At 39.7% G+C, this 17,017-nt stretch carries 17 protein-coding genes and 1 other RNA gene; 8 read left to right on the forward strand and 10 right to left on the reverse strand.

Features of this window, described 5'->3' with window-relative positions; translation table 11 throughout:
* Nucleotides 1-32: 32 nt before the first annotated feature.
* A complete protein-coding gene (locus tag ACNHOZ_RS11040) occupies nt 33-1,916 on the forward strand; it encodes a beta-glucoside-specific PTS transporter subunit IIABC (protein WP_447697118.1) in 1,884 nt (627 codons plus the stop codon).
* 13 nt (nt 1,917-1,929) lie between these two features.
* Nucleotides 1,930-3,369, forward strand: a complete 1,440-nt coding sequence (gene bglA, locus ACNHOZ_RS11045) for a 6-phospho-beta-glucosidase BglA (RefSeq protein WP_048019549.1) — start codon at nt 1,930-1,932, stop codon at nt 3,367-3,369.
* Nucleotides 3,370-3,446: 77 nt separating this feature from the next.
* Here the strand turns inward: bglA and ACNHOZ_RS11050 are convergent, their stop codons facing one another.
* From ACNHOZ_RS11050 to ACNHOZ_RS11070, 5 genes are all read right to left on the reverse strand, one after another.
* The gene (locus tag ACNHOZ_RS11050; protein WP_013058052.1) at nt 3,447-3,596 is read right to left on the reverse strand and encodes a hypothetical protein; all 150 of its coding nucleotides are present in this window, start codon (nt 3,594-3,596) and stop codon (nt 3,447-3,449) included.
* A gap of 194 nt (nt 3,597-3,790) precedes the next feature.
* Nucleotides 3,791-5,188: an NCS1 family transporter gene (locus ACNHOZ_RS11055; RefSeq protein ID WP_048019548.1), complete on the reverse strand. Its 1,398-nt coding sequence runs from the start codon at nt 5,186-5,188 to the stop codon at nt 3,791-3,793.
* 242 nt (nt 5,189-5,430) lie between these two features.
* The gene (locus ACNHOZ_RS11060) at nt 5,431-5,694 is read right to left on the reverse strand and encodes an excalibur calcium-binding domain-containing protein (protein ID WP_048019547.1); all 264 of its coding nucleotides are present in this window, start codon (nt 5,692-5,694) and stop codon (nt 5,431-5,433) included.
* Nucleotides 5,695-5,795: 101 nt separating this feature from the next.
* A complete protein-coding gene (bla, locus tag ACNHOZ_RS11065) occupies nt 5,796-6,728 on the reverse strand; it encodes a class A beta-lactamase (RefSeq protein ID WP_048019546.1) in 933 nt (310 codons plus the stop codon).
* A gap of 171 nt (nt 6,729-6,899) precedes the next feature.
* The gene (locus ACNHOZ_RS11070; RefSeq protein WP_048019545.1) at nt 6,900-7,445 is read right to left on the reverse strand and encodes a helix-turn-helix domain-containing protein; all 546 of its coding nucleotides are present in this window, start codon (nt 7,443-7,445) and stop codon (nt 6,900-6,902) included.
* A gap of 147 nt (nt 7,446-7,592) precedes the next feature.
* Between ACNHOZ_RS11070 and ACNHOZ_RS11075 the strand changes: the two genes are divergently transcribed.
* Together ACNHOZ_RS11075 and ACNHOZ_RS11080 are read left to right on the forward strand one after the other, a co-directional pair.
* Nucleotides 7,593-8,210, forward strand: a complete 618-nt coding sequence (locus tag ACNHOZ_RS11075) for a LysE family translocator (protein WP_048019544.1) — start codon at nt 7,593-7,595, stop codon at nt 8,208-8,210.
* Between the two features lie 108 nt (nt 8,211-8,318).
* Nucleotides 8,319-8,453 carry a hypothetical protein gene (locus ACNHOZ_RS11080; RefSeq protein ID WP_268990040.1) on the forward strand — a complete coding sequence of 45 codons (135 nt, stop codon included), beginning with the start codon at nt 8,319-8,321 and terminating at the stop codon, nt 8,451-8,453.
* A 34-nt stretch (nt 8,454-8,487) separates the two neighbouring features.
* Here the strand turns inward: ACNHOZ_RS11080 and ACNHOZ_RS11085 are convergent, their stop codons facing one another.
* Nucleotides 8,488-8,802 (reverse strand): MGMT family protein, encoded by a 315-nt coding sequence (locus ACNHOZ_RS11085; RefSeq protein ID WP_048019543.1) that lies wholly within the window; start codon nt 8,800-8,802, stop codon nt 8,488-8,490.
* A gap of 345 nt (nt 8,803-9,147) precedes the next feature.
* Here ACNHOZ_RS11085 and ACNHOZ_RS11090 point away from each other — a divergent pair, with 345 nt between their 5' ends.
* Complete coding sequence (locus ACNHOZ_RS11090) at nt 9,148-9,693, forward strand: MerR family transcriptional regulator (protein WP_048019542.1); 546 nt, start codon at nt 9,148-9,150, stop codon at nt 9,691-9,693.
* A 32-nt stretch (nt 9,694-9,725) separates the two neighbouring features.
* Here the strand turns inward: ACNHOZ_RS11090 and ACNHOZ_RS11095 are convergent, their stop codons facing one another.
* The 3 genes from ACNHOZ_RS11095 to rnpB form a co-directional block, all read right to left on the reverse strand.
* On the reverse strand, nt 9,726-10,610 hold the full coding sequence (locus ACNHOZ_RS11095; protein WP_033580265.1) for a LysR family transcriptional regulator: 885 nt from the start codon (nt 10,608-10,610) through the stop codon (nt 9,726-9,728).
* Between the two features lie 357 nt (nt 10,611-10,967).
* Nucleotides 10,968-11,357 carry a VOC family protein gene (locus ACNHOZ_RS11100; protein ID WP_048019541.1) on the reverse strand — a complete coding sequence of 130 codons (390 nt, stop codon included), beginning with the start codon at nt 11,355-11,357 and terminating at the stop codon, nt 10,968-10,970.
* A 199-nt stretch (nt 11,358-11,556) separates the two neighbouring features.
* Nucleotides 11,557-11,945: RNase P RNA component class B (gene rnpB / locus ACNHOZ_RS11105), an RNA gene on the reverse strand.
* Between the two features lie 248 nt (nt 11,946-12,193).
* On the opposite strand from rnpB, the gene ACNHOZ_RS11110 reads away from it, so the two are divergent.
* The 3 genes from ACNHOZ_RS11110 to ACNHOZ_RS11120 all read left to right on the forward strand — a co-directional run bounded on the left by ACNHOZ_RS11110 (nt 12,194) and on the right by ACNHOZ_RS11120 (nt 15,779).
* Entirely contained in the window at nt 12,194-13,012 is an 819-nt protein-coding gene (locus ACNHOZ_RS11110) for a histidinol-phosphatase (RefSeq protein WP_048019540.1), read from the forward strand.
* A 281-nt stretch (nt 13,013-13,293) separates the two neighbouring features.
* Complete coding sequence (locus ACNHOZ_RS11115) at nt 13,294-14,874, forward strand: histidine kinase N-terminal 7TM domain-containing diguanylate cyclase (protein WP_048019539.1); 1,581 nt, start codon at nt 13,294-13,296, stop codon at nt 14,872-14,874.
* Between the two features lie 143 nt (nt 14,875-15,017).
* Nucleotides 15,018-15,779 carry an MBL fold metallo-hydrolase gene (locus ACNHOZ_RS11120; RefSeq protein WP_048019538.1) on the forward strand — a complete coding sequence of 254 codons (762 nt, stop codon included), beginning with the start codon at nt 15,018-15,020 and terminating at the stop codon, nt 15,777-15,779.
* A gap of 137 nt (nt 15,780-15,916) precedes the next feature.
* Here the strand turns inward: ACNHOZ_RS11120 and ACNHOZ_RS11125 are convergent, their stop codons facing one another.
* On the reverse strand, nt 15,917-16,966 hold the full coding sequence (locus ACNHOZ_RS11125) for a DUF4003 family protein (protein ID WP_328175063.1): 1,050 nt from the start codon (nt 16,964-16,966) through the stop codon (nt 15,917-15,919).
* Nucleotides 16,967-17,017 lie beyond the last annotated feature (51 nt).

The following is a 17,017-nucleotide window of genomic DNA, read 5'->3' on the forward strand; positions in this document are numbered from 1 at the left end:
GAAAGCGTATACTCAACAAGGGGGTTGAACATATGGGAGGGAAAATTAGAGATTATCACAAGCTTGCAGCAGATATTTTAGATGCAGTAGGCGGCGAAGAAAATATCGTAAGCGCTACACGCTGTGCTACGAGGCTGCGAATTGTATTAAAGCGCTCGAAGCCAGAAGCCAAACGTAAGGTATCTTCTATGGCTGGTGTCATTACGGTTGTTGAAAACAGCGGGCAGTTTCAGGTCGTTATTGGACAGCACGTAGGAGACGTTTATGAAGAGTTTGCTAGTTTAGTAAATTTGGATACAGCAGAGGAGCAAACTGAAAACAAAGGCACGATTTTAAACCGTGTGATTGCTACAATGTCCGCTGTGTTTGCACCGTTTGTATACATCTTAGCAGCGGCAGGAATTTTACAGGGCTCGTTAATCTTAATTAATTTGTTTTCGGATAGCTTTGCCAAAACGGGCACCTATCAAGTATTAAGCTTTATTTCGTGGGCACCGTTTGTTTTTTTACCTATCTTTATTGCCATCACAGCATCCAAGCATTTTAAAACCAACACCTACATCGCAGTGGCGTGCTGTGCCGCATTAGTCAGTCCAACATGGGCAGAAATGGCGGCCAAAATTGCCAATGGAAGCAGCATTTCGTTTTTAGGTCTTCCCTTATCCGAAACGATCTATACTTCTTCTGTTTTACCGCCTTTATTTTTAGTATGGATTTTGTCTTACCTTGAAAGGTTCCTAAACAAGGGCATTCATGAAGTCGTTAGACCGCTGTTTGTTCCGTTTTTATGTATGGTGATTATGGTTCCTATAACGATTTTACTCATTGGCCCCGTTACAACGATGGGAGCTAACGGAATCGCTCACGGCTATAACTTTTTAGCTGAAAACGTACCTGCCTTAGCTGGAGCAATCATTGGCGGCTTCTGGCAAATTGTTGTTATCTTTGGAGTACATTGGGGAATTACGCCGATGGTGCTTGCAAACTTTGATTTAAACGGCAGAGATTCATTTCAAGCGTATCAAACAATTGCCGTAGTAGCTCAAGTTGGAGCGGTGCTTGGGGTTATTTTAAAAGCAAAAAGCCAAGAAGCACGTAAAGTAAGCGTATCAGCCGGAATAACAGGATTATTTGGTATTACAGAGCCAGCTATCTACGGCGTAAACTTACGTTTTAAAAAGCCGTTTATCTTTGGATGCGTTTCAGGTGCTATTGGTGCCGTTGTAGCAAGTTTCTTTCACCCATATTACTTTGCTTACGCAGGATTGCCTGGACCGTTGACCATTGTAAACGGTATTAGCCAAGACTATCCGATGTCAATCTGGGGAATTTTAATTGGATGTGCTATTGCGATTATTCTTCCAGTTGTGCTTATTCAAGTATTTGGCTACGGAGAAGACGCAGCAAAAGAAGCTGCAGCTGCTCCTTTAAACGAAGTAGCTGTCAGCAACCCGAACGAAAATGAAGAAACAATCAGCGCACCGTTTAGCGGGAAAGTTATCCCACTTTCTAGCGTACCGGACGAAGTATTCAGCTCAGGTGCGATGGGAGAAGGATTAGCGATTGATCCTTCAGATAACAAGCTTTATGCACCTTTTGAGGGAACTGTAGTCATGGTAGCACCAACGAAGCATGCTATCGGCCTTCGTTCAGAATACGGCGTTGAGCTGCTTGTTCATATTGGATTAGATACCGTTACGTTAGACGGCAAGCCGTTTACCCTGCACGTAGAAGACGGTGTAAAGTTTAAAAAAGGCGATTTACTAATTGAATTTGATAAAGAATTTATTGAAACACAAGGGTTACAAACGATTACACCGGTTATTATCACAAATTCAAACGCTTACCGAGAAGTAATCGTTGAAGATGTTGAAAATAGCGGACTAAATCAAACATTATTTACCGTAGTGAAATAAGGAGGAACTAACGATGACAAAAATGCCAAAAGATTTTTTATGGGGCGGCGCATTAGCAGCTCATCAATTTGAAGGTGGATGGAATCAAGGCGGAAAAGGACCGAGCGTAGTAGACGTTATGACTGCAGGTGCGCACGGTGTACCGCGACAAATCACTGAAACAGTGGAAGATGATAAATTTTATCCAAATCACGAAGCGATTGATTTTTATCACCGCTACAAAGAAGATATCGCACTGTTTGCAGAAATGGGCTTAAAATGTTTGCGAACGTCTATCGGCTGGAGCCGTATTTTCCCTAAAGGCGATGAAGCTGAGCCAAACGAAGAAGGACTAAAATTTTACGACGATGTATTTGATGAACTGTTAAAGCACGGGATTGAACCGGTTATTACACTGTCTCACTTTGAAATGCCTCTGCATTTAGCTCGAGAATACGGCGGATTTAGAAGCCGAAAAGTGGTAGATTGCTTTGTGAAATTCGCTGAAGTTTGTTTCGACCGCTACAAAGACAAAGTCACGTACTGGATGACGTTTAATGAAATCAACAATAAAATGGACGTAAACAATCCTCTATTTCTATGGACGAACTCAGGCGTTTCTGTAAAGCCTGGTGAAAATGCAAAAGAAGTGATGTATCAAGCGGGACATCATGAACTTTTAGCAAGCGCTCTTGCCGTATCAAAAGGAAAAGAAATTAATCCAGATTTCCAAATCGGAGCAATGGTGTCACATGTGCCAATTTATCCGTATTCTTCAAACCCTGAAGACGTGATGTTAGCAGAAGAAACAATGAGACAGCGCTACTTCTTCCCTGACGTTCAAGTTCGCGGCTATTACCCGAGCTACGCGTTAAAAGAATTCGAACGAGAAGGCTATCACATTCCGTTTGAAGAAGGCGACGAAGAAATTTTACGAGACGGAAAAGTAGATTATTTAGGCTTCAGCTATTACATGTCCACAACGGTTAAAAGCGACGTTGAAGCTGATAATACGGGTGATATCGTAAACGGCGGATTGCCAAACGGCGTAGCAAACCCTTATATCAAATCAAGCGATTGGGGCTGGTCGATCGATCCAACGGGCTTGCGCTATACGTTAAATCGCTTCTACGACCGCTATCAAATTCCGCTATTCATTGTAGAAAACGGATTTGGCGCCATCGATACGGTTGAAGCAGACGGTTCCATTCATGACGCATCGCGAATTGAATATTTAAAATCGCACATCGAAGCGTTAGAAAAAGCTGTAACGTACGATGGTGTTGATTTAATGGGCTACACGCCGTGGGGAATTATTGATATTGTTTCCTTTACAACAGGCGAAATGAAAAAACGATACGGGATGATTTATGTCGACCGTGACAACGAAGGAAACGGATCGATGGAGCGCTACAAAAAAGATTCCTTTAACTGGTATAAACATGTAATTGAAACAAACGGTGAAGAGCTATAAGAAATCAGAAAAGCCGGTTTCCTGCGTGAAGACACAGGAAACCGGCCTTTTTAAATGTAAAAATAAATGCAAATACGTTATCTCGGTTTATCTACTAGCTGCGTTTGCGCAATTTCTGTTTGCTTAATTCCCGCTCGTTGAATTTCATCAGCAAACGATTCATGTTTCAGCGTTTTGATTACCTTTTCGCTTCCATCTCGAAGAGTATACACTCTAAATTCATACATACTCTGCCCTCTCCTTTAAGCTATGATTGATGCAATACATTAGATGCGCTTCTGTTCAAAGCAACTCCTAATAGAGGTTACTTTTTACTCTTCTTTACTTTACCCACTTTTTAGGAAACTAGACAAAGAGATTTACTCTGACGCGATAAAAGAAAAAGCCTTTGCCGTAAGCAAAGACTTTTATCTATTGAATATTATTGTTCAAAGATGGTTCCTTTTTTGAACTTTGAGTGTTTAAAAGCAAATTTCGTTAAAAGAATATACGCAACTCCTGCGACTACTACTCCTATAATCCAGCCTAAATCAACTTCAATAAACGCAGCGCCTGCACCGATGAGCATCGCAAGCAAAGCGCATGGATTGTAGCCGGAAAATGGCCCTTTTTCTTGATACAATTCCTCTACATTCACTTTTTGCTTCCGTAAAATATAGTAATCGACTAGTAAAATAGAAACAATCGGCCCTAAAAAAGCAGAGTAAATCAAAATGAACAAACCAAGACCTGCAGCTGATGAATCTTGAACAAGCACCCAAGGGAACGAGCAAAAGGCAAGCAGCCCGGTAATCGTAACCGCTACTTTATAGTTTGCTTTTGTCAGCAGCGTAATGACATACGTAGGCGGAATAATATTTGCCACCATGTTTACGGCAATCACGCCAATCACAATAAATGCTGATACAGCAACAGTGATATACGAATTATCGACTACAACCGCGAACGCTTTAACTGGATTGGAAATACCCGTAGCAGAAGCAAGCATAGCCCCGATTGTCAGAACAAATCCGTAGGCTACTAGAATTGGTGTAAAATATAAAAATCCGCGTTTCTTGTCGCTAATGCCTGGCTTTAGCTCTCTGGAGTAATCGGCTGCGCTTAGGAAAATCGCCGCATAATTACCCATAAACATCATGATGAAAGAAAAGAACGGAAGTCCCCACGAGCCTTTTGTATGTACCCACTTCTCTGCTACTACCTCACTATGAGACGTTAAAAGAACACCAAATACGTAAACAAGACCAAGCAATATAATGATCGACGCAAGCATCTCTACCCATTTAACCGCGTGGAAGCTGTACAGCGAAAGAACAATTTGCAGCAGTTGAATGATAATAAAACAAAGAACAAGATTGTCAAAAGCCCCTTTGCTCACAATTTTACCAATTTCGTTTAAAGCTGTACCGCCTGTCCAGCTTTGGAAACCATACCAAATGATAGCTGGAATACCTCGTAAAAGAGACGATATAACGGAGCCTTTTATGCCAAAAGACATTCGAAGCTGCATCACATACGGTATACCCGTCCTGTAGCCAATTCGATCGTTTAACACAAAAAAAGTAGAAATAATACCGATGGCAATAATGGCTGCCACAAACGTTTGAAAAAGATTTAATACCGCAGTACCTGCGATTACCAAGCTAGCACCAAGCGTCATGTTTCCTAAGTTAACGCCGTCTCCAATCCACATAAACATATAGGCCAGTGGAGTTAGCTTTCGATCCGCATCCCTTTTTGGCTTTAGTGACGGATCAAGCCCCCTATCTTGATGAGAATGCACCTCTTCTATAACGGAACTTGTTGCATTTGTAGACACTATATACTCAACTCCTTTTTTATGATGTTTCCCCTCTTACTTCTAACATTAGATGTAACTTAACTTAACATGTACATAGTGTATACGAATTTTAACGCAAGTTCATCATTATTTATGTGAATTTTCTGATATTAATTTGTGCGATTTGACTAATTTTTAATCTCAGCTCGCAACATACAGAAGTTGATGATATTAAAAAATCCAAGCGCTTACAATAAGCGCTTGGATGAGTCACTCAGTATTTATTTTTCACAGGCAATGTAGTCTTTATCTCGATCTAGCTTTGTATTGGCATCATACAGTGCTTTTGATACGTACGGTTTGTACTTTGTTTTGCCGCCTTTATTCTTTACATTAGCCGTACGAGCTACGCCGCCTTTGTAGTCTTTGTTTAATTCGGTACAGTTTTTGTAAGATTTAGCTGCCGCATCTACGTTTGAAACCGTGCCAAAAGATACGCTTGTTAATAAACCGAAAGATAGAACAATTGGAAAAATCTTTTTCATAACAGATACTTCCTTCCTATATTTTGTCTCATTAATAATAGAATGTTCTATCAATCTTTTCAATCTTTTTTTTACATTTAAACTACTATTATCCAATTTTTTTATTTATAAGTAGCTTTAAGAGCCTTGACCGCTTGTTTAGCCGCTTCTGCAATCAGTTTATCATGATACTCCGCATCTTTTTCCGTACGATCGGAAAGGATCGCAAGAACAATTGGATCTCCATTTGGCGGCCAAAGAATGGCAATATCATTTCGCGTCGCGTAGGAGCCTGCGCCTGTCTTATCGGCTACTTCCCAGCTTTTTGGCACGCCCGCTCGTATCAAGGCATCCCCTGTCGTATTTCGTTTCATCCAATCCGTTAAAAGTGCACGTTTGTCTTCAGGAAGTGCCTGTCCAAGTACATACGTTTGAAGGCTTGCAGCAAGTGCTCTTGGTGTACTTGTATCGTGGGTTTCTCCTGGATTCACTTCATTTAAATCAGGCTCAAACCGCTCAGGCAGCGTTACATCGTCTCCTATGTTTTCTAAAGCTTCTTTAAATCCGTCCGGTCCGCCCAGCTGCTGCAGAATTAAATTCCCTGCCGTATTGTCGCTGTAGCGAAGCGATGCATCCGCGAGTTCTTTAAGAGTCATGCCTGTATCCACGTGTTTTTCTGTAATAGGGTTATAGTTCACAAGGTCATCGCGCGTATAAAAGATTCGCTCGTTGAGATCTTCAATTGATTTCTGCTGTAAAAGTGCACCGACAGCAAGAGCCTTATGGGTAGACGTATAAGCAAAACGCTCGTCCGGATGATACGTTACCGTTTTGTTTGTACCGGTATCTAAAGCAAAAACGCCAAGATTCGCATCATATTTTTCTTCAAGCTTAGCAAACTCTCGATCACTTTTCGTTTCTTGTTTTTGACACTTCACCGTTTCAGCCTGTACTCCGCTGCTTGAAAAGCCTACAACCGCCGCGCATGATAGAGCCAGTGCAGGCATCATTTTTTTAAGCTTTGAAGTGTAAAACATCTCTTTCCATCTCTTCATTACCTTTCAACACCCTTCCAAAAAGTATTTAGTATGTAGTCTCTTAGGTAGAGATTACCAACAATTCTATTTTATCAATTGTTTACTCTCACAAACATGATAGTTTTATCACATTTATATAATAAAGTACCCGATAATAAAGAATAACTAGCATACCACCTATTAATAAATTTAAAATACCGGCGGCGTAACGGAAAATAAAATAACGGCTTTCTCATCAAACGGATTGTCCCATTTGTGCTTAAGATGCGAAGGGATTTTGACGCTATCTTCTTTTTCTAGCACGTATACTTCCTCGTCCAAATACACTTTAATTTTTCCTTCTAAAACGTATGCCACTTCCTCCCCTTTATGTGCTAAAGGTGTTTCAGATGAAGACATCATGGGAGGGACTTCCATAATCGCCGTAGCTAGATTTCCAGTAAAATCAGGTGATACTAGGGAATACGTGAGCTCTTTTACCTTCATCGTTTTACGCTCATTCGACCGTACGACTAAATGAGAGGTATTTATTTCTTCAAGTAAAAAGCTGAATGTAGGCACGTCGAGGCATTTAGCTAAAATCTTAAGCGTTGAAATGGACGGATTAGCTAACCCCCGTTCAATTTGACTTAACATAGACGGCGTGATATCCGCTAATTTTGCTAATTCACGACTGCTTAGTCCCTTTTCTTTTCGAAATTTCTCTACTTTTTTTCCAATATCTATGTTTTCCATGATGATTCCTCCGTAAAAGATGTTTAATTATGTTTAATTATATTTAATTTTATTAAATTAAACTTAATAAACAGCGTTACTTATGTTAAATTATATTTAATAAATAAAGTATAATTTAATACTACCACAGCGAGGAGGAAGAAAAAAATGAACGACATCTTGACCTTTTTGGTTCTTACATTGTTTGTTATTATGAGCCCTGGTATCGATACCGCCCTTATCACGAAACGAACGATGGCAGACGGACAAACGGGCGGCTATAAAATGGCTTTAGGCTTAGCGAGCGGCTCTTTAGTTCATACGCTCGCCGCCACGTTTGGCTTATCAGCTCTTCTCCTTCAGTCAGCTCTGGCATTTGAAATCGTAAAATACGCAGGAGCCCTTTACTTAATGTACTTAGGCACCTCTGCCTTCCTTTCTAAAAAAAGCAATGCATCTTCTTCTGAAAAAGAGGAGCAGTCAAAAGAAACGTCCGCTTTTCGTCAAGGCCTTGTCTCAAATGTTCTTAATCCAAAAGTAGCGGTGTTTTTCTTAACTTTTTTACCTCAATTTGTTCAAACTGATCAAAACGTAACGCTTCAATTGCTTCTTATGGGAATAACGTATACGATCCTTGCGATCACGTGGTTTTTCGTATTCGTCTTTTTTATTAACTATTTACGAAAATGGCTTACAACACCTAGCGTGCAGCGCTTTATGGATAAAGCAACGGGCGTCGTGTTAATCGGTTTTGGATTAAAGCTCGCTTTTGAAAAACATAAATAACAAAAGTATGTTAGTTGAAGAAAGTTCCGAATGAGTTTGATTTTTGATGGAGAATCAAACTCATTCGGATTTTTTTATTAGTAGGGTAAATGCAGGTGCTTCTAGCCGGTGATTGAAAGGCAAGGCGAAGACTCATGCAGGAAAAGCGGAATAGATGAGACCCCGCAGGAGCGCAAGCGACGAGGAGGCTCAGCGGCCGCCTGCGGAAAGCGAAGTCTTGCACGGAAATCAACAGGCGTGTAACAAGCAATTCATACTCGATCATTTATCTCAATTGTTATTTATGCACGTCAGGTTCATAGAGATAGAGTTTAAGATCAAGTCTTCCCTCCGAAGAAACGAGTATTCCTTCCGCTTCGAGTGAAAGCTTTTGGACAACATGCATTTCTTCGTCTTTAAATCCAATTTCTCCTTTAGAATTGATCACTCGGTGCCAAGGAAGATTATGTTTCTTACTCATTGAGTGCAGTACTCGTACAACTTGCCTTGCACCTCGAGGACTCCCAGCCAGGCGGGCAATTTGTCCGTATGTCATGACTTTTCCGCGAGGGATTTGTTTAATAAGGGCTACTGCTCGCTCTGTAAAACTCATGCTGTCCCTCCTTTTATTGTTTAGTACAACATTACCATAATTAATAAACCGTGAAGTAATCACTCGATTTTTCTTCAGCAACATTATAAGATAATACATAAGAAGTACGCTCATCATTGTGCAACATTCTTCAGGTAAATGCTTGTATTTCCTATTCTTCAACTAGCAAATCTTTGCGCGAGTGGCAGCTTATCCCTTATTTATGACACTGTGATTATAAAAACGTTACAGAAATCAACACAGCAAAGTACGTAGAAGCGTTACGTGATAAGATAAACAGTAGATACTAGTACAATTTCAAATTGATGCTGACGAATAAGTAATCATTTAAAAAGTGGTGAGAAAATGACAAAATGGCTTAGTGTAAAAGAATTATCTGAAGAAACGAGTATTCCTACTTCAACTATCAGAAGATACATAGATAAATTCAAAGATTTCTTTATACAAAAAGAAGATCATCGACCAAAACAATATGAAGCTGCAGCTGCGACCGTTTTACTGAAAATTAAGCAGCTTTATGATGAAGGCTGTCAAGCAGAAGAAATCAATGAAGCGCTGCAAAAAGAATTCTCTTTGACTACAAGCGAGGATCAAGCTGCCGTGTCTCTAGACGAAGAGGACACAGAGAACACAGCAGAAGCAGCTGACCAGCCCGAGGCCGATGACCAGCAGCCGAAACCTCCCGAACAGCCGGTACAGCCTCCACCCCAACAAGAGCCTGATACAAAACAAATTCTTCAGGAAAAAGATAAGCAGCTTATTCAATCTTTGCGTAAAAGTCTGCGTGAACAGCAGGCCATTTCAGAATTAGTAGAAGCTTCAAAAGAAAGCAGCGTAGTAGGTAAAAAGAGATCGATTTTAAAACGATTATTCCAACGAAAAAAGGACTAAGTTTGTAAACAAGCCTAGGCCATGAAGCATCTTTATTTCTGATCATTAAATTTATGTAAAACAAAGTTTCTAAACTGTTTAACAGCCGGTGATAGATATCTTCCTTCAATCCATGCTAGTCCAATGACTCGGTGGCAGTTGGCCTTAGCTAATGGAATTTTCACTATTTTGCTTTGATCGATTCCGTGTAAATCTGGAAGGATAGAAATTCCTAAGCCGGCTCCTACTAGTCCCGCTACGGTATCAGCTTCCTCTCCTTCAAACATGATGTGAGGCATTCTTCCTGACTCTTCAAATAACTGCTCAAACGTAAGACGAAGAGAAAAGCCTTCTTTTAAGTGAATAAATGATTCCTCAGCAATTTCTTCTAGTGCAATACATTCACGATCAGCATACCGGTGATTTTTCGGTACGATTACAAACAGCTCTTCACTCCAAAGATGCTGCCATTTAATGAACGATTTCTCTTCCATCGGCGCAATCAAACAAAGATCCAGTTCGCCGAGCTCCAGCTGCTCAAGAAGCACGTGCGAAGGACTTTGCCTCAGTTGAAAATTCACCTTAGGATATAAACTGCGAAACGAAGCGATTAAATCTGGAATCAAATCCGTGCTGAGCGTATGTAAAAATCCAAGTGACACCTGCCCTTTTTCAGGATCTAGCAGCGCTTGAATTTCCTCTTGTCCTTTATCAAATTCTTTCATTATGTTATCTACACGCTTTAAAAAAACTTTACCATATTGATTTAATATAATGGAACGTCCTTGCCGGTCAAATAGCGGTGCTCCTACTTCCTCTTCAAAACGAGCGATTGAACGACTGAGCGCAGGCTGCGTAATTAACAGCTCTTCTGCTGCGCGCGTCATATGCTGCGTACGTGCTAGCGTTTGAAAATATTTAAACTGCTGCCACTCCACTTTGTACCATCTCCTTATTAACCGTTCTATCCATTACATAGATGTATGAAAAATATGATTATAATGAATTATACATTATAAATAGCAGGTGTTACGATAAAAAATGGAAACATACTCGAGGATGTTTTTAGTTCATCTTGATGACTGCTGTATACGGCTCTTATTAAAATTTTATACTCATCATTTTCTAGCAGAAAGAAGAATTTGTCCTGAAACGTAAGGGGATTATTAAAAAGCTAACTAAGATATCATAGTAACTACACAGCAAAAAGACCCTTCTATCACACTAAAAGAAAGGTCTTTTTTGAGAATCTAAAACACATTTTTTCTTGTATGTACCCCTTAAAGTAGACTTTTTTAGAATTTAACTCGTTCTACTAACTGCAGCAATTCTTCATTTGGTCCGTGAAATAAAATCATACGGCCACCTTCAAGCGTTGGCTGAGGCTCAGATGATAAAAATTCAATTCCTTTGCTCTTATAATGTTGAATCGCCTTATTTATATCCTCTACCGTAAAGGCAAGATGGTTAACAATCCCGCTTTTGGTATACTCGCCAATCGGATCAATATCTCGAATGAGCTCAATTTCAATACCCGGCTGTTCTTCAAGATACAAAAAAGCCATCTCTCTTTTTTCGGTAGAGCCTTGAAGGCGAACTTTAAAGCCAAACATATCCCCGTAGTAGTGAATCGTTTCATCCATATTTCTAACAATAATTGCCGTATGTTCCATTTTCTTAATCATTCATCTTCTCCCTTTCCCCATGTTTAGTAAGTACAAGTAAACTATACAACAATTTAGGCAATATGTATTTACATATAGTAAGGGAATTCAAGCACTCTATCAATGAGTCGGCTATGAGTTGAAAAATAACAAACAAAAAAACAAACCCCATTGGTTTGTTTTGGTTACATAATTATAGTTAGACTCTGTTTCAACAACGTTCGATAAGCCATGTTTTGTACCTTTGTACTGCAAACGATTTTAATCTCGTACTCAGGCGGTAATCATCTATCTACGATTACGCATGTAACCGTCCGTCTCTCCGTTAAATTCCTTCAAGACAGTTCCCCTACCATTGTTTGGGTTTCTCGCTCGTGGGGTTTACCGCGTTCCACCTTTGCTGTTTCCAGCAAAGCTTCGTCACTGTGGCACTTTCAGGGATACTCGACCCTATCCGAGGACTTAGGTGGTTTTTCCCGCCGTCAGCTAAGCTATAAGCCAAGCTGCCCTAGCTTATTTTTTCACTAGGCACGAACACTACGGGCATTTCAGCACCGTGCGAGCATGGACTTTCCTCTACATCAAATGATGCAGCGATTACCTGAACGTTGTTTCAGATCGTGTATGAGTAGTATATGCGTTTTAATAAGCCAAATCAAATGTAACTTTTGGAACGGATTCCAATTCAATTTTTACAGCAAATTAAATAAAATAACTTGTTTCTGTACACTCTTTTTAGTAGATGAATCACCCGCAAATTCAAGAAATATTCTCTTCAGCCATTTCTACGAGGGATACTTTGTTTCTTTGTAGAATATTCTATACACCACACAAAAAGATGACAGAGGTGATGAAACATGAACGCTGATTTAAAATTTGATTTTCATACCCATCACGACCGATGCGGACATGCTCGCGGAACGATTCGAGATTATATAGAGGCGTCTATTGATAAAGGCCTTGATATTATTGGGATTTCGGATCATTCTCCTTATTTTGCAAGCGAAGAAGAGCAGCCGTATCCTCACATTACGATGGGAAAAAGCGCATTTTCCGGATATGTAGCTGAGATTTTGAAACTAAAAGAAGAATATAAAGAGAAAATTGAAGTGCTGTTAGGCGTGGAGTCTGATTTCTTTCCTGAGCATGCGGGAATATATCAAAGCCACTATGAAAAATATCCGTTTGACTACATAATTGGCTCTGTCCACCAAGTTGATGAAATCAGTATCTTTCATAAAACGCGCTGGGAAGGACTTTCTCAAAAAGAAAAACAGCGCACGAAAGAAACGTATTATCAATTGATCCAAGAGTCCGCCCGAAGCAGAATGTTTCAGATTCTTGGCCATATTGATGCCATGAAAGGATTCTATCCCTCCTTTTCTTCTATCGAGACAGCTGTCATTGATCAGACGCTAAAAGTGATTTCGGCACATGACATTGCTATAGAAGTTAATACATCAGGCAAAACCAAAGACTGCGGAGGCTGGTATCCTGCAGACGATATTTTAGAAAGAGCCCTGCACTACGGGGTACACATTACATTTGGTTCCGATGCTCATGACCCAGGGCGTATTGGCGACGACTTTGAATTAGTAAAAAAGCGTCTTAAAGAAATCGGTTTTACGGATTGGGTCTTTTTTAGACAGAAAAAAATGCAGATGACACCTTTATAAAACTTAAATAGAACTCCAATAAAAATATGCTTGAAGACACGGAGATGAAGGACATCTCGTGTTTTCAGGCATGTGTTTTTCACTGAGAAACTTTGACTTTTGTAGATGAAGATAAATCTTCTCCGTTTGTTTCAATTACTTGTTGTTTAGGCACCATTTTTTCATCGTCTTGAACTACCCTTGTATTCCCTGCACTACTAATTTCCTACATAAAATATCCACATTTCATTTCAACTGTGCTACATTTAACTAAAAATGCTTTCTTGATGAGGGATACAATTGTGAATTTAGATTTAACAGCTTATATAACGCTTATCTGCACGTCAGGTGTTCTTAATCTATACTTATGTTTTTACGTATTTATTAAGCGTCACCACTACGCTAACATTGCGCATTTATTTATTCTTCATACAGGTTTCACCACCATTTATTGTATGGGTGCGGCGTTTAGCTTACTATCCGTTAACCTCGGAGAAATGAAATTTTGGACCGTTATTCAATACGTGGGCATGCCTTTTTCGCCTCCTGCAGGACTGCTGTTTGTTATGCAGTATGTCGGCATAAAGGTAAGAAAAAAACATATTTTTACCCTTTTTATCATTCCATTTATTAGTTTGATTATGGTCGCAACAAATGACTGGCATCACCTTCATTACCGCGTGTTTGAAATTGATCCCGTTCTAGGTGCTCCTTACGTTCATCAAGAAATTGGGCCATGGTACACAATTCACGGCATGTTCATCTTTTCGTCTATGTTCGTTGCTTTTTTGCTCGCCGTTTACCGCTGGAAAGAAACAGCCAAAGCTTATCGCCTGCAGTTAATTTCATTAATGGTCGGTCAATTAGTCCCTATCGTCACCGCTTTTATCTATTTAATGGGCTTTACGCCGCAGGGAATTGATCCAGTTCCGATGGTTTTATGGGTCTCTTCATTTTTATATTTATGGTCCATTAACTCATCGCGTATGTTTACAGTTATGCCCGTTGCTAAAGACGCGATATTTAACAGCATCAATGACGGCGTTATCGTACTTGATGAAAGCTACAGATTAATTGAATTTAACCTAGCGTCTAAAAACATGTTTCCTCAGCTAAAAAAAGCGATGTTTGGAAAACGTTTTGCTGATGTTTGGGTGACGCTGTCCGGCCGTTCGTTTCCTTTTACATTAGAAAATACAAAAAGCAGTCATGAACTGGAGCTTTTTTCTGAAGATCAATCTTCGTATACGTATCAAGTTCGCACTTCTCCTTTGCAGTATGCTAACAACAGTCACGGCTTGCTGCTTATTTTTACAGATATCACGGAGCTAAAAAGACTTCAGCTAAAGCTTGAAAATCAAGCTTATTACGATGAGCTGACGCAAATTTATAATCGCAGGGCATTTTTTCAGCACAGCAAGCAAGCGTTCGATGAAGCAAAAAAGTCCGCATCTTCTTTTACACTTCTTTTACTTGATATTGATTATTTTAAAAAAGTAAACGACACGTATGGCCATTATACGGGCGATCAGGTGCTTGTACATGTCGTAAAAGCCTGCGAGTCCGTATTGCCGCAAGGAGCCCTTTTTGCTCGGTACGGCGGTGAAGAATTTGTACTCGCGCTAAAGGGCCATACTTTATCTGAAGGCGAAACGCTTGCTGAGCAAATTCGCCGTCACGTCGGGACTCAGCCCTTACTGATTAATGAAAAAACCATTTCTGTTACGCTAAGTCTTGGAGTAGCACAAGCGGAAAAACAAGAAAATGAAACGTTAGATGAGCTGTTGAATAAAGCAGATATCGCCCTGTACGCTGCCAAACAACATGGACGCAACCAAGTATGTGTATATAAAGAAATAAAAGAAATCTTAAAAAGAACCTAAACAGCACTGTTTCGGTTCTTTTTGCTTTTGACTAATATTCTTTCATTTATCAAGTAAAAGTGCTAAAAGACTTGATTTTGTTTATGGATTTGAAAACAGCTCATCCTATAAACTAGAGGTAGATCAAAAAAGGAGAGATAGAGATGAAGATTAAACATATTCGAAATGCCACTTTACTTGTTGAATACGGGGGAAAAACGTTTTTAATTGATCCTATGTTAGCGGAAAAAGGCACGTACCCTCCCTTTCCAAATTCGATCAGACAAGATCAAAACAATCCTTTAGTAAGCTTACCGTTATCCGTTGAAGAGATTATTGATGGTATTGATGCCGTCATTCTCACTCACCTTCATTTGGACCATTTTGACGATGCCGCTAAGCAGGCGTTGCCAAACGATATCAAAATGTTCGTTCAAAATGAAGAAGATGCCGCAGTAGTAAGAGCTGATGGTTTTAAAAATGTAGAAGTACTAACAAAGAACACGGTCTTTGAAGACATCCAATTATCCAAAACAAAAGGTGAACACGGAAGAGGAGAAATTTTAAAGCGTACTGGTTTAGTATGCGGCGTTGTTTTTAAACACAAGAGCGAAAAAACGCTTTATGTAGCTGGAGATACGGTATGGTATTCCGCTGTTGAAGAAGAAATCAACACCCATCAACCGGATGTCATTGTCGTAAACGGCGGCGATAATCAGTTTTTAGAAGGCGGTTCTCTTGTGATGGGGAAAGAAGATATTTACGAAGTGCACAAAGCGGCCCCTCATGCTACGATTCTTTCTGTCCATATGGAAGCTGTCAATCACTGGACGCTATCAAGAGAAGAGTTAAAAAGCTTTATCAACGAAAAAGATATGGCGTCCCGTGTCTTAGTTCCAGATGATGGCGAGGTTTATACTTTTTAAGAGAGAAGATGAGACAAAAGTATTTAAGTTGAAGAAAGGTCCGAAAGAGTTTGATTCTTAGTTGAGAATTAAATACGTTCGGATCTTTTCATTGATGTAGTTATGTCTCCCTCTCTCTTTTATAGCTCTTTAATTTATCAAGTAGTCGTAGTAGTAGCAACTGCTGAAGTGCTCGCAATAACCGCTAGCATAGCTGCTTGCTGAGCTTGAATAATCGTTTCGATCGTTGTATAGATGCCCGTTTCGACCACTCTAGAATCCTTCAGTTTTTCACTGATAACCAAATTAACCCCCAGCATAACATTGATGTCTTTCTGCCATTTAAAAAGTTTATCTGCATTTAACTGCTTCACCACTTCATGGATAAGTTCAATTTCAGTTTCTGGTTTTTCAAACAGTGCTAATAAGCCAATGACCGGGTAGTGCATCGCTTTTACTTTCATACCTGCCGATTCACAGGCTTCTTTTACTGATACGCATCTTTCAATAAGGGTATCTGCATCTAAATTTTTATCGATTGAAAGAATATGACTTAAAAATTGAAGGTCATTTCCTTTTTTAAATCCATGCTGCGCCAATGTTGTATAGAAGTGTTCAATTTCATGCATGAGACCATCAGTAGACTCGCTCGTTTCCGCTAATAAAACGGCAAGAGGTACATCCCCGCTTGACGTAAGGAAAAGATGCTTCTTTTTCATGCCTTGATAAATTTCTGCGGATCTTCGGACCATTTCTTTATGACTTCGGCTTGACTCATTCGACAGCATAGCCGAAGCCGCAATGTACGTAAACGCGCCTCTCGTAAATCCGCCTTGTATCAATTGATCATATACGTCAAAAAACTCATGAAACGTTTCTTTTGGATTCTCATAGCGAGTATCAAGCATAGCTGCTATTGTAAACCGCTGTGATGATTTTAACGTAGAAAACATCCCTACTTGATTTTTAATATAGTCGCTTAACTCGAGATAATCCTGAAGCTCGAGCGATTTACCTTTCACTGCATACATAGAAGCGATAGCCATAAACTGCTTGTGATCTCCTACTTTCCATTTCAGTTCATTTTTTAAGCTGATATAAAAATCTCTATACTGATTTACTTTTTGTTGAATCGTTTCCGGGAGCATATCAACACGTCCTTTATTCGTCGTTAGCTTATATACGTAGCACTCCAACAAAAGTTTCAATATTTGGTAAATATCCTATACATTTATTACATACAAAAAAGACCCCGGAAT

It is taken from the genome of Priestia sp. D51 (assembly GCF_053345675.1).

Coding starts and splice junctions, on each gene's coding strand:
- ACNHOZ_RS11040 (WP_447697118.1), top strand. CDS start 33: ATGGGAGGGAAAATTAGAGATTATCACAAGCTTGCAGCAGATATTTTA.
- bglA (WP_048019549.1), top strand. CDS start 1,930: ATGACAAAAATGCCAAAAGATTTTTTATGGGGCGGCGCATTAGCAGCT.
- ACNHOZ_RS11050 (WP_013058052.1), bottom strand. CDS start 3,596: ATGTATGAATTTAGAGTGTATACTCTTCGAGATGGAAGCGAAAAGGTA.
- ACNHOZ_RS11060 (WP_048019547.1), bottom strand. CDS start 5,694: ATGAAAAAGATTTTTCCAATTGTTCTATCTTTCGGTTTATTAACAAGC.
- bla (WP_048019546.1), bottom strand. CDS start 6,728: ATGAAGAGATGGAAAGAGATGTTTTACACTTCAAAGCTTAAAAAAATG.
- ACNHOZ_RS11070 (WP_048019545.1), bottom strand. CDS start 7,445: ATGGAAAACATAGATATTGGAAAAAAAGTAGAGAAATTTCGAAAAGAA.
- ACNHOZ_RS11075 (WP_048019544.1), top strand. CDS start 7,593: ATGAACGACATCTTGACCTTTTTGGTTCTTACATTGTTTGTTATTATG.
- ACNHOZ_RS11085 (WP_048019543.1), bottom strand. CDS start 8,802: ATGAGTTTTACAGAGCGAGCAGTAGCCCTTATTAAACAAATCCCTCGC.
- ACNHOZ_RS11090 (WP_048019542.1), top strand. CDS start 9,148: ATGACAAAATGGCTTAGTGTAAAAGAATTATCTGAAGAAACGAGTATT.
- ACNHOZ_RS11100 (WP_048019541.1), bottom strand. CDS start 11,357: ATGATTAAGAAAATGGAACATACGGCAATTATTGTTAGAAATATGGAT.
- ACNHOZ_RS11110 (WP_048019540.1), top strand. CDS start 12,194: ATGAACGCTGATTTAAAATTTGATTTTCATACCCATCACGACCGATGC.
- ACNHOZ_RS11120 (WP_048019538.1), top strand. CDS start 15,018: ATGAAGATTAAACATATTCGAAATGCCACTTTACTTGTTGAATACGGG.